Source organism: Corallococcus sp. AB038B, assembly GCF_003668955.1.
In the GTDB taxonomy this organism is placed as follows: domain Bacteria; phylum Myxococcota; class Myxococcia; order Myxococcales; family Myxococcaceae; genus Corallococcus; species Corallococcus exiguus.
Window position 1 is genome coordinate 60,030 of the sequence record NZ_RAWO01000001.1, and the last position, 11,866, is coordinate 71,895.

Sequence of the window (11,866 nt, forward strand, 5' to 3'; positions counted from 1 at the left end):
GCGCATCCTCACTGCGGCAACATGCCCAGCCGCTGCTTCGCGGACTTGTTCTGCGGATCGAACCGAAGCGCTTCCTCCAGCCGCTCACGGCCCTTCGCCGGGTTGCCCTGCACCACGTAGAGGTCCGCCAGCCGCACCAGCACGTCCGCGTTGTAGGGCTGCAGGTCCAGTGCCTGTTCGAACTCACGCGTCGCCGTGGCCACGTCCCTGCGGCGCATGGCCAACTGCCCCAGCATCACGTGCGGCTGCACCAGGCCGCGGGTCTCCGGCTCCGTCGCCAGCGCCTGCAACGCCGGCATTCCCCTCGCGTCTCCGAACGCCGCCAGCGTCAACGCCGCGCCCTGCCGCACCCACAGCGAGCCGTCCTTGAGCAGCGACGCCAGGTCGTCCGTCGCCTCGCGCGCGTTCGCCGCGCCCAGCCCGTCGATGATGTCCGAGCGCAACGTGCTGTCCGTCGTCCCCTTCAACGCCGCTCGCAGCGCCGGCACCGCGTCGTGCTTGAACCGGCGCGCCAGGAACTTCGCCGCCGCGCCTCGCAGCGTGCCCGCCTCCGCCGTGTCCGCCAGCACCGCCTCCAGCGCCCCACGGCTCTGTGCCGCCGTCTTCTCGTCGAACGCGTCCGCCAGCCGCAGCCGCCGCTGCTGCCGCGCCTCCGCCTTCGGCCACCACTTCACCAGGGCGTCCTGCATCGCGTCCGGCGTCTTCTTCTCATGGCAGGTGTTGCACGCGTTGGGGATGTCGTGGCGCGCCGTGTTCTGGGGCGCCGGCACGTCCAGCGCGTGGTCCGCGAAGTGGTCCAACACGCCCGACACCACCGGCGGCATGTGACACGCCAGGCAGTCCTGCGCCGCTGCTGCCTTGTGGTGCGTGTGCTGCTCTCCCTGCGCCACCACCTCCTGATGACAGCCCTGGCACGTTGACGCGTTCACCGATGTGCGCGCCGCCACCGGCTTCTGCTTGCGCACCTCGTTGGGCGCGTTCGCGTCGTGCGGCGCCGTGTGGCACGTCAGGCAGGTGGCCCCGCCCTTCAGGTGGCACTGGGACTGGATGAGCGCCTGGTACTCGAAGCTGGAGGTGCTGGGCCGCCCGTCCGCGAAGAAGTCCCCGGAGCGGTCGTTGCCCACCAGCAGCACCATGGGCTGATAGCTCGCGTCGTAGCGCTGGCCGGGCAGGAAGTGGTGCTTCGCGTCCAGCATGGGGAACAGCGTGCGGCGCGGCCCGTGGCACTGCGCGCACACCGCGAAGCCCTCCTCCTTCGACAGCTTCGCCGGCTGGATGATGTCCGCCGGCGCCTGCGACTCCGCGTGCTGCCCGCCGGGCCCGTGGCAGGACTCGCACGCGACGCCCGCGTCCGCGAACTTCGTCTCCCACTGGTGGCTCGCCCGGTCATAGCGCGCGTCCAGCCCCGTCACGTGGCAGTCCAGGCAGGCGTGCTGCGCGCTGCGGCGGAAGTTCGTCCAGAAGAACGGGTGGTCCGGCGACAGCGCCCCCTGCTTCTTCTCCGAGTAGTCCACCCACTCGCTCTTGCCCGTGACGTGGAAGTACACCGGCATCACCTGCCAGCGGCCGTCCGGCAACAGCGTGATGGGGTCCTGCATCCGCTTGCCGCCCACCACCCACTGCACCGGCCACTCGCCCAGGTTCCCGTCCGCGCCCTTGGTGCGCATCAGGTACTGGCTCCCGTCGCGGCGCATCCACGCCTCGCTGGACTCGCCCTTGAAGTGCGTGCCCGCCGTGAACGTGCCCACCACGTACGGCTTCGTCGCCGGAGACAGCGCCCGAGCGTGCCAGTCGTGCTTCCAGCCCGTGTGCTGCTCCTCGTGGCAGTCCGCGCACACCTGCGAGCCCACGAAGTGATTCGGCTTCGCGGGCGGCGCCTCCACCGTCTTCACCGGCACGGGCGCGGCCACACTGCCCGCGTCCAGCGGGGTCTCCGGAGCCGGAGTCGGCGCCTGTGTCACCGGTGGGGACACGGAGGGCGTGGGCGCGGACGAAGAGCGCAGGAAGAAGAACAGGCCCGCCGCGAGGACCACCACCGCGAGGGCGACAAGGACAGGGCGAGAGGAGCGCATCCGGAAGGTGCCGCCCATGCTCCTCCCAAGCGCCGGGCCGCACAAGCGGCGCTCCGCGCAAGCCCTTCTCCTCCAGTGGACAATGACCTCCCAGGGAGGGCTGCGGTCCTGGCGAGCCCTGGATTAGGGTCCCCCACTTGAGCGAAGGGAGGCCGTGCCCATGCCCATGCGGTCCGTGAATGGAACCCGGCTGTACTACGAGGACACTGGCGGTTCCGGAGACGTGGTGCTCTTCAGCCACGGGCTCCTCTGGAGCACCCGGCTGTTCGACCCACAGGTGGAGGCCCTGCGCGGCCGCTTCCGCTGCATCTCGTATGACCACCGGGGTCAGGGCCAGAGCGACGTGCCGCCCGAGTCCGCCATCGACGTGGAGACGGTGTACGCGGACGCGGTGGCGCTCATCGAGTCCCTGGGCGTGGCGCCCGTCCACTTCGTGGGCCTGTCCATGGGCGGCTTCGTGGGCATGCGGCTCGCGGCGCGCCGGCCGGACCTGCTGCGCTCGCTGGTGCTCCTGGAGACGTCCGCGGACCCCGAGCCCATCGCCAACGTGCCGCGCTACACCGCGCTCAACCTCGTCGCCCGCTACGTGGGCCTGGCCCCCGTCGCGACCGCGGTGATGCGCATCATGTTCGGCGCGTCGTTCCTCTCCGACCCGGGCCGCGCGGAGGAGCGGGCGCTGTGGCGAACGCGCCTGACAGGCAACCGCCGCGACATCTACCGCGCCGTCAACGGCGTCATCAAACGCAAGGCCATCACGGAGGAGCTGCCGCGCATCCGCACGCCCACGCTCGTCATCGTGGGGGACGAGGACCGTGCGACAGTGCCCGCCAAATCGGAGCGCATCCACTCGCTCATTCCCGGCTCCCATCTGGTGCGCCTGTCGCGCGGAGGCCATTCGTCCTCCGTGGAGGAGCCGGCGCTCGTCAACGCGGAGCTCGCCCCCTTCCTCACGCAGCACGCGTCCAACCAGGCCGCGCACGCGGGTTGACTCGCCGTTAACCAGCACTCCAGGAGGGTTTCCCCATGCCAGTCGCGAAATGGAACGGCACGGTGCTCGCGAAGAGCGACACCTACGAGACGGTGGAGGGCAACATCTACTTCCCGCCCGACAGCCTGGCGCGCGAGCACTTCAAGCCCAGCGCCACGCACACCACTTGCCCCTGGAAGGGCGAGGCGAGCTACTACTCGGTGGAGGTGGACGGGAAGACGAACGCCGACGCGGCCTGGTACTACCCGGAGCCCAAGCCGGCCGCGTCCAACATCCAGGGCTACGTGGCCTTCTGGAAGGGCGTGACGGTGGAGCGCTGACTCAGAGGCCGGTGAGGTACTTGCCCCAGCGCAGGCTGTTGCGCAGCTGGGTGACGATGAAGGCGGGCACCCACTGGAGCAGGTTCGCCTCCGGCTGCACGGAGTAGCCGTTCCACAGCTCGTCATCGATGCGGTCGGGGTCCATGACCGTGGGGGCGGGCGCGCTCGGGCCTCCGAAGCACTCGCCCCGGGCGAAGAAGAGGTTCCACAGCGTGGCGGCCTCCGTGTGGTCGTCCGCCATGAGGCGCGTGTCCACGCCCAGCAGCGAGCCCAGCAGCTTCCAGAAGGAGTACCAGCGCTGCTCGTTGTACTCGTAGCCCTTGTTCACCCACGCCTGCGCGACGACGTGGGAGAACGTCAGCAGCGTGAACGCGACCGCGCTCTGGTTGTAGCAACGGTCCCGCCCCGTGTGATGGGACTGGTAGTGGCTCAGCGCGACGTTGTGCATCTGCGCCAGTAGCAGCGTCGTGGCCAGGGTGCGCGTGCTGTAGATGCTGCCCCAGCCCATGTTCATGTTGCCGTAGAGGATGCGCAGCATGATCTGCGCCGTCTCGATGACCCGGCGGGACACGACGGCCTTGATCTTGCTGTGCCGCCGCTGCTCGAACAGCGCGGACACGTCCTTGTGGTAGTACGTGGCCTTGAAGGACACGCCCGCCAGCTGGTTCACGGACGTGGCCTGGAAGAAGACGTAGAAGGCCTCGTCTCGCGCGGCCTCGAAGTCGCGGAGGAACTGCGCGGCGGACTGCGCGCCCGTCACCGCCGCGGTCGCAGTGGCGTCGTGGTCATAGAGCACCTTCGCGAGCCGGTGGTCGCTGTACGTGTTGCCCCAGAAGCCCGTGATGTCGGAGAAGGCCTTCAGCGCGGGCCGCCACCCCTGGAAGGCGGTCACGGTGCTGACATGCTTCGTCCAGTGTGTCCGCAGCCCCTGCAGCAGCTCCGGCTCCGCCGCGTTCATGATGCTGAACAGGCTGTTGGCCGCGTTGAGCGGGTCGCCCAGGATGGCGTCCAGGTTCTGACCACGGAAGATGAAGGGCATGGGGCGGGCGCTCCGGCGGACGGCGTTCCCGGCGGAGTGTAGAGAACTGTTGAACCTGTAACAAACCGCCCGCCATGGAAAACCCGACACGTAGGGGATGTGACGGGGCACGTGGGGATGGGGCTTCGCGGGCGGACGCGAGCGGCGATGCTGGGGCCTTTCGCGGGGCGTGGCCCTGAGTGGAGGAGCGGAGCCTTGGCGACGGTGTCCCTGCAGGGCGTGCGCAAGGTGTACCGGGGTGGGGTGGCGGCGGTGAAGGGCGTGACGCTGGACATCGCGGACGGCGAGTTCGTGTCGCTGGTGGGCCCGTCCGGGTGCGGCAAGTCCACGACGTTGAACCTCATCGCCGGGCTGGAGGAGCTGTCGGGCGGAGAGCTGCGCATCGACGGGCAGCTGGTGAACGGCCTGTCGCCGCGCGAGCGGGACATCGCGATGGTGTTCCAGAGCTACGCGCTCTATCCGCACCTGGACGTGGCGGGGAACCTGGCGTTCCCGCTGAAGGTGGCGGGGATGGGGGCGAAGGACGTCGACGCGCGCGTGCGCGAGGTGTCCGGCGTGCTGGGGCTGGAGGCGCTGCTGGCGCGCCGGCCGAAGGAGCTGTCGGGTGGGCAGCGGCAGCGGGTGGCGCTGGGGCGCGCGTTGGTGCGCAGGCCCAAGGTGTTCCTCTTCGACGAGCCCCTGTCCAACCTGGACGCGGCGCTGCGCACGCAGATGCGCGGCGAAATCAAGAAGCTGCACGAACAGCTGAAGGCCACGTTCATCTACGTCACGCACGACCAAGCGGAGGCGATGACGCTGTCGGACCGCGTGGTGGTGATGAGCCAGGGCGAGGTGCAGCAGGTGGCCCCGCCGCGCGAGCTGTACGACGCGCCGGCGAACCTCTTCGTGGCGGGCTTCTTCGGCTCGCCGCGCATCAACCTGGTGAAGCCCCAGACGCTGGGCCTGTCCGAAGGTGACGCGGTGCTGGGCCTGAGGCCGGAGCACCTGCAGGTAGGGCAGGGCGCCATGCCGGAGGGCGCGCGCGAGGGGCGCGTGTACCTGGTGGAGCCCATGGGCGCGGAGGTCTGGGTGACGGTGGAGACAGGCGGCGAGCGCCTGGTGGCGCGGGCGCCCGGGGACTTCCGCGCCGCGAGCGGAGACACGGTGTGGCTGCGCCACGACGCGCGCTACCTGCGCCGGTTCGACGCGAAGACGGGGCTCGCGGTGTGATGAGTCAGGCGTAGACCTGTTCGCTCTCCACGACGGGTTCCAGCCGGCGCTGGAGGGCGGCGAGCCGGTCGTAGCGCTGGTGCAGCGCTTCCTTGTGCTCGCGTTGATCCGCGTGGGCGATTTCATCCAGCAGCGTGTTCAGTGCGGAATCCACGGCGTCCTTCAGCACGCGCGATTCGTCGTTCGACAGTTCCAGCAGCATGGGGGCCTCCTTGAGGCAACGTTAGGCACCGCGCGACGGGGCCGCGCGCAGGGCAGGCACACAGGCGTGGAAGAAGGCGGCCCGAGGGCCCACCGGGCTGCCTGTCACATCGCGCACGGCGGCGGGAGCGACCCCACTCTTGGTGAGGACCCCATGAGCGCGAGGAGCGACGCGATGATTCACGCGGGAGAGGTGCGCGAAGGCATGTCGGTGTGCACCGCCGACGGACAGCAGCTGGGCCGGGTGGCGGGTGTGGGCGACACGCACTTCGAGCTGGAGCAGGGGTTGGTGCCCATTCCCCGGCGCGACTACCTGGTCGAGTACAGCGATGTGGAGGCCGTGAGCGGGGATGAAGTCCTGCTCAAGCCGGCGGACCACTCGCAGCTCACGCTGGAGGAGGACGACGACGGCGGAGCCCTGCCGCCGCGCCACAGCGAGGGCCTGGAAGCGGAGCCCGCGAACGACCCCGTGGGTCCCATGAGGCACTGATGCGGTAAGGCCCGGCGCGCCTCCGGGACTTCGGGATTTCCAACCCGGAGGGCAGGGCAAGGGCCTGGAATCACAGGGTCTCGAGTGAGCCTGGGTGTCAGACCGGCGGGTTAAACGGACCCCTCGACCCGACGTCCCGGTGGGGCCATGCGACGGTTTTCGACTTCTTGCGTCACGATGCTGTGGTTGGGAGTGGTGTTCGCGTGCGGGCCCGCGCCGCGCGCCGATGCGGGCGGCGTGGAGGCGCCAGTGCCGGGCGTGTTGTCCACGCCGAGGCGGCTGTTGCCCTACCTCGCGTTGGACGACGGGCGGGTGCTCGCGGCGGGAGGGCATGACGGCAACCGCACGCTGGGCAGCTGCGAGGTCTTCGACCCGGAAACGGGGCACTGGCGGTCCACGGGAGCGCTGCGCACGGCGCGGCGCAACCACGCGGCGGTGCGGCTGCTGGATGGGCGCGTGCTGGTGGTGGGCGGCTCCAACGGCGTGACGGTGGGCGCGCTGGCGAGCGCGGAGCTGTACGCGCCGGACACGGGCGTGTGGACGCAAGCGTCGCCCATGAGCGAGGCGCGCAACGACCCGGCGGTGGTGGTGTTGCCGGACGGGCGCGTGCTGGTGGCGGGAGGCACGGACGTGGACCTGCGGCCGGTGCGTTCGGCGGAGCTGTTCGATCCGGTGACGGCGACGTGGAGCGCGGCGGAGGCGCCCGCGTACGCGCGAGGCGGCGCGGGGACGGCGGTGGTGCTGCGCACGGGCAAGGTGCTCTTCGCGAGCGGCCTGCAGTCGGAGCTGTATGACCCGGCGACGGGCCACTGGGAGAAGGCGGGAGCGGTGGGCGGCGCGGCGGGAACGCACCGGCTGGGGCACACCGTGACGCTGCTCCCGGACGGGCGCGTGCTGGTGGTGGGAGGCACCACGACGCAGGCGGCGAGGACGGCGGAGGTGTACGTGCCGGAGCGCAACGCCTGGGAGCTGGTGGAGGCCCCGGCGGTGCCGCGCGAGCATCACGCGGCGCTGCTGACCGCGGAGGGCGCGGTGCTGGTGGTGGGCGGTGAGCACTCCTCAAGAGGCACGCTGGACTCCGCGGAGCGCTTCGACCCGGCGAAGAGCCTCTGGACGCAGGCGCCCACGCTGCATGAGCCGCGAGGCGAAGCCGGCGCGCTGTGGCTGCGCCGGGGCACGGTGCTGGTGGTGGGCGGAGTGAACGAACTGGGCACCCTGGCCACGAGCGAGGAATACGTCCCCGCTCCCGCCGTGGCCCAGGTCATGCCGGAAGAGTAGTCTTGTTCGTAGTGAGACAGATGGCTCGGACTGGTGGGTGGTGCTGACTTCACGGGAGAGTGGGACGATGCCGCATGCCCCGTGGAATGATCGACATCACTCCCGGCCTCTTGGTGTTCGTGATGTTCCTTGGCGGGGGATGCGCCTCCGCACCTCCTACCGAGCTTCGAGCGGATCATGCGCGAGGACCCGGAAGCTTCTGCGCGCTGAACCCCGAAGGCTGCGCTCCTCCGCCTGCGTCCACGCCCGGAACGTTCGATCTGGACTCCTGCTTCAAGGCCTGCGACGCGGGAGGCGCGGCCCTGGAGTCATACTGCCGGGGCCTCGCCGAGACCTGGCAGCGGCAGCTCTGCTGGTCCGTTGTCCAAGGCTCGAAGGCGGCATGCAAGGGTATGTGCTCGCGCATCAACGCCTGCGTTTCGCATTCCACCGCCTGCCCTCCGGATGAAGGGTAAGGAGCTGTCCATGAACTCTGGCCCTCCGCACCTCGCGTCCATCAGCGACCCCGTGGCCGACGACTACTGGTCCTTCGAGGATGACCACGGACACCAGCACGTCTCCCGCGTCACCCTGGGCCGGCCCGCGCCCATCCCCCAGGATGCCAACGGAGATTGGTACTGCCCGCTGATCATCGGCCACACGGTGCCCATCACCGTCAGCATGGTGGGCGTCGGTCCTGTGGATGCCCTGCTCAACGCGGCGCGGTTCGTTCGCGAGCACTTCCACGAGCTGCGCAAGGTCAGTCCTCGCGCCACACCTCCAGGCTCCACGGATTCGAAGTGAAGCCAGGACAGTGTGTCTGGCTTTTCCTCGAATGGCTGACAACGGCGGCTCCTGGAGGCCTTTTGCGCCGCGCGGCGCGACAGGGCGCGTGACAGACTGCGCGCCCATGCGCTCCTGGAAACACCTGCTCGTCGTCCCGCTCGTCTGTTCCTCCGCCTGCGCCACCGCGCCCGCCGCCCCCTCGAAGCCCGAGGCTCCGGTTGCCGCCGCTCCGGCCGCTCCCGTCGCCGCTCCGGCTGCTCCCGCCGCGCCGGTGCGCCCCTTCGGCACGCTGCGCGAACAGTCCGTGCGTCAGCAGGCGTGGCTCAAGGAACGGCTGGAGACCGGCGTGCCCCAGCTCATGCGCAAGTACGGCGTGCGCATGTGGGTCGTCCCCATGCGCGAGTACAACGAGGACCCCGTCTTCAAGGCGCTCGTCTCTCCCACCACCTTCGCCGCCCGCCGCCGCACCATCTACGTCTTCTTCGACTGCGGCGCGGACAAGGGCGTGGAGCGGCTGGCGCTCGGCGGCAGCACCCAGGGCGGCCTCTATGAAGCCCGCCGCGCTCCCATGATGGTCGACCGTGGCGGCTCGCAGCGCGCCGCGGAGCTCCTGGGCCCCGAACAGTGGCTGCTCCTCAAGCAGGTCGTGGAGGAGCGCAAGCCGGACTCCATCGCCATCGACGTGTCCCCCGCCATCGCCTTCGCGGACGGCCTCACCCACGGCGAATACGAAGGCATGGCCCAGGCCCTGGGCCCCACCTGGACGAAGCGCCTCAAGCCCGCCGGCGGCCTGCCCCTGGACGTGCTCGGCTGGCGCAGCGCCGACGAGGTCCGCTTCTACGCCGACCTCCAGAAGTACGCCTGGAACCTCATCCAGACCGCCTTCTCCAACGCCGTCATCACCCCCGGCACCACCACCACCCAGGACGTGGAGTGGTGGATGCGCCAGCGCCTGGCCGACGAAGGCCTGGACACCTGGTTCCAGCCGGACGTGGACGTGCAGCGCCAGGGCGCCACCGACGAACAGCTGGGCGACAACCCCGTCATCCAGCGCGGCGACGTGCTCCACTGCGACTTCGGCGTCACCGCGCTCCGCCTCAACACCGACACCCAACACATGGGCTACGTGCTGCGCGACGGCGAGACGGACGCCCCCGAAGGTCTCAGGGCCGCGCTCAAGGCGTCCAACCGGCTCCAGGATATCGTCACCGGTGAAATCAAGCCGGGCCGCACCGGCAACGAGGTCCTGCGCGCCTCGCTCGCGCGCATGAAGTCGGAGGGCATCAACGGCAGCGTGTACTCACACCCCATTGGCCTGCACGGCCACGGCGCCGGCCCCATGATTGGCATGTGGGACCGGCAGGAGGGCGTGCCCGGCAACGGCGAGCACAAGGTGATGCCGGACTCGTGGTTCTCCATCGAGCTGCAGGCGACGAGCCCCGTGCCGGAGTGGAAGGACCAGCCCGTGCGCTCCGCCCAGGAGGAGGACGTCGTCGTGGACTCGCAAGGCGCCGTGCACTGGGCCTTCCAGCGTCAGACGTCCTTCCACCTGGTGCGCTAAAGGCCTACTTCGCCGCGCCCGTCATGGACTTGAGCAGCGTCACCAGCGCCTGCTTCTCCTCGCTGCTCAGGTCCAGCTTGACGATGGTCTCCGTGCGCACGCCGACGAAGGTGCCGGCCGCGTCGCCGCCCTCGTTGTAGAAGTCGATGACGTCCTCCAGCGTCTTCTCCGCGCCGGTGTGCATGTACGGCGCGCTCAGCGCCACGTTGCGCAGCGTGGGCGTGCGGAACGCGCCCTCCACCTCCGTGGGCTTGCTCTGCGCCTGCGCCTTCAGCGTGGGCAACCGCGCCGCGTCGATGCCCGACGGCGCGTCGCTGTAGGGGCCCGCGGCGTTGAGCGGCCAGGACACCAGCGTGTCCACCACGTCCGCCTGCCCGCGCCGCCCCGCGCCCGTGTCCTTCAACCCCAGGTTGTGGAACTTGTCGTCCGACAGCGAGCGGCCCTTGTGGCACACCACGCACTGGCCCTTGCGCACGAACGTCTTCAGGCCCAGGTACGCCGGGTCCTTCTCCTGCGTGCCCGCCTCCACCGCCTGCAGGAAGCGCCGCACGTCCGCGTCGAAGGGCGCGTCGGTGCGGTTGAGCGTGCGCTGGTACGCCGCCAGCACCTTGCCCAGGTTCGCCATCAGCCGGTCCGGGTCCGACTCGTCCGCGGGCGCCTTGCCGAACAGCTGCGTGTACCCCGCCGTGTACGTGGGCTCCTCGGACAGCCGCGTGCGCACCACCGTCGCGTCCGAGTCCATCTCGATGGGGTTCGTCAGCGGCAGCACCGCCTGCGACCAGAGCCGGTCCGCCCGTCCGTCCCACATGAACCAGCGGCTGTAGCCCACGTTCAACAGGCTGGGCGGGTTGCGCTCGGACTGGTGGCCTCCGCAGCCCTCCGCCGTCGCCGTCTCCACCGTGTAGGACTCACCCGCGTGGCAGCTCTTGCAGGACACCGTCCCGCAGCGCGACAGCTTGGGGTCCTCGAACAGCCGCTGCCCCAGTGAGGCCGCGTCCGCGTTGTCCGCCCACTTGTTGGTGGGGTCCGCCTCCGGCTTCACGCTCTGCGTGTGCAGGGCGCTTAGCTGGTCCAGCTCGTCTTCGGTCGGAAAGGGCACTTCGGATTCGCAACCCGCCCCTAGCAGGGCCAGGGCGAGCACGGCGGTACGCGGACGGAAACCAGTCATGGGCCGAGGCAGCTTCGCGCCCTTGTGTTCAGCAATCAATGGTTCCTGTCCCCCCGCCGGGCATGCGGCCATCCACGCACGAAGGCCGGGGACCCCTTTCGCGGGCTCACCCCGGCCTTCACGGCGTGAAGCACTTCAACGGGACTTCGGGAGCGCTACTCGCAGGCCAGCTTGAAGCTCACCACCGGCGCCGAGTACTTGGCGATCTTCATCTTCGTGGGGCCCGGGCTGACCGTGGGCGCCGCGCCGTTGGCGCACTTGAGGCCCGCGTCCAGCACCAGCTCCACGTTCAGCTCCTTGTCCTCCGGCAGCGCGCTGACGTTGTAGCTGCAACGGTTGTTGCGGCTCTGCTTCACCTCGCCCCGGCCCAGGGCCACGGCGTCACCCTCCGTCACCTTCACCCCGACCGACGTGCACGGATCACCCTGCAGGCCGCTCGCGGGGTACGCGACGCTGCCCGTGACCGTGGCGTTGCCCGCACGACCCGAGGCCGCCGCGCCGCTCGAAGAGGCGCAACCCGTGGCGGCAACGACGAGGGCGGCAACAGCAATTCGAAACATGGATATCCTCAATTCAAGAATGAGATGTTTTTCGCGCCGGGTTGGCCGCCTTCCCGGCAGCCATTGGCGCGCGCCACGTACAATTCCGGCGCGCATTCATTCCACGCAGCAGCGCATTCTCGATTTCATCACGCGGAGCGTTTTTTGGTTCCCCAACAGCCACGCTCCGCGTCCGTGATGCGCTGCTTACGTCTCCCATGAATTGAGAAGTGAGT

Annotated in this window: 12 protein-coding genes; 7 read left to right on the forward strand and 5 right to left on the reverse strand. The window is 69.8% G+C overall.

Going from position 1 to position 11,866, the window contains the following annotated elements:
- Positions 1–8: 8 nt before the first annotated feature.
- Complete coding sequence (locus tag D7Y04_RS00290) at positions 9–2,090, reverse strand: HEAT repeat domain-containing protein (protein WP_121757965.1); 2,082 nt, start codon at positions 2,088–2,090, stop codon at positions 9–11.
- Positions 2,091–2,232: 142 nt separating this feature from the next.
- On the opposite strand from D7Y04_RS00290, the gene D7Y04_RS00295 reads away from it, so the two are divergent.
- Positions 2,233–3,060, forward strand: a complete 828-nt coding sequence (locus D7Y04_RS00295; protein ID WP_121757966.1) for an alpha/beta fold hydrolase — start codon at positions 2,233–2,235, stop codon at positions 3,058–3,060.
- 35 nt (positions 3,061–3,095) lie between these two features.
- Positions 3,096–3,380, forward strand: coding sequence for a DUF427 domain-containing protein (locus tag D7Y04_RS00300; protein WP_121757967.1), 285 nt, complete (start codon positions 3,096–3,098; stop codon positions 3,378–3,380).
- Between the two features lies 1 nt (position 3,381).
- On the opposite strand, the gene D7Y04_RS00305 is transcribed toward D7Y04_RS00300, so the two are convergent.
- On the reverse strand, positions 3,382–4,419 hold the full coding sequence (locus tag D7Y04_RS00305; RefSeq protein ID WP_121757968.1) for an oxygenase MpaB family protein: 1,038 nt from the start codon (positions 4,417–4,419) through the stop codon (positions 3,382–3,384).
- Positions 4,420–4,614: 195 nt separating this feature from the next.
- On the opposite strand from D7Y04_RS00305, the gene D7Y04_RS00310 reads away from it, so the two are divergent.
- A complete protein-coding gene (locus D7Y04_RS00310) occupies positions 4,615–5,628 on the forward strand; it encodes an ABC transporter ATP-binding protein (RefSeq protein WP_121757969.1) in 1,014 nt (337 codons plus the stop codon).
- 4 nt (positions 5,629–5,632) lie between these two features.
- Here D7Y04_RS00310 and D7Y04_RS00315 read toward each other — a convergent pair whose 3' ends face one another.
- Positions 5,633–5,830 (reverse strand): hypothetical protein, encoded by a 198-nt coding sequence (locus D7Y04_RS00315; protein ID WP_121757970.1) that lies wholly within the window; start codon positions 5,828–5,830, stop codon positions 5,633–5,635.
- Positions 5,831–5,983: 153 nt separating this feature from the next.
- Between D7Y04_RS00315 and D7Y04_RS00320 the strand changes: the two genes are divergently transcribed.
- The 4 genes from D7Y04_RS00320 (at position 5,984) to D7Y04_RS00330 (ending at position 9,923) form a co-directional block, all read left to right on the forward strand.
- Entirely contained in the window at positions 5,984–6,319 is a 336-nt protein-coding gene (locus D7Y04_RS00320) for a DUF2171 domain-containing protein (protein ID WP_233601196.1), read from the forward strand.
- Between the two features lie 177 nt (positions 6,320–6,496).
- Positions 6,497–7,597, forward strand: coding sequence for a kelch repeat-containing protein (locus tag D7Y04_RS00325; RefSeq protein WP_199749586.1), 1,101 nt, complete (start codon positions 6,497–6,499; stop codon positions 7,595–7,597).
- A gap of 465 nt (positions 7,598–8,062) precedes the next feature.
- Positions 8,063–8,380 carry a hypothetical protein gene (locus D7Y04_RS44335; protein ID WP_158627435.1) on the forward strand — a complete coding sequence of 106 codons (318 nt, stop codon included), beginning with the start codon at positions 8,063–8,065 and terminating at the stop codon, positions 8,378–8,380.
- 106 nt (positions 8,381–8,486) lie between these two features.
- Positions 8,487–9,923 (forward strand): M24 family metallopeptidase, encoded by a 1,437-nt coding sequence (locus tag D7Y04_RS00330; RefSeq protein WP_121759218.1) that lies wholly within the window; start codon positions 8,487–8,489, stop codon positions 9,921–9,923.
- A 4-nt stretch (positions 9,924–9,927) separates the two neighbouring features.
- Here D7Y04_RS00330 and D7Y04_RS00335 read toward each other — a convergent pair whose 3' ends face one another.
- Positions 9,928–11,091, reverse strand: coding sequence for a cytochrome-c peroxidase (locus D7Y04_RS00335; protein WP_120594337.1), 1,164 nt, complete (start codon positions 11,089–11,091; stop codon positions 9,928–9,930).
- A gap of 155 nt (positions 11,092–11,246) precedes the next feature.
- Positions 11,247–11,651, reverse strand: a complete 405-nt coding sequence (locus tag D7Y04_RS00340) for a hypothetical protein (RefSeq protein ID WP_121757973.1) — start codon at positions 11,649–11,651, stop codon at positions 11,247–11,249.
- Between the last annotated feature and the right edge of the window lie 215 nt (positions 11,652–11,866).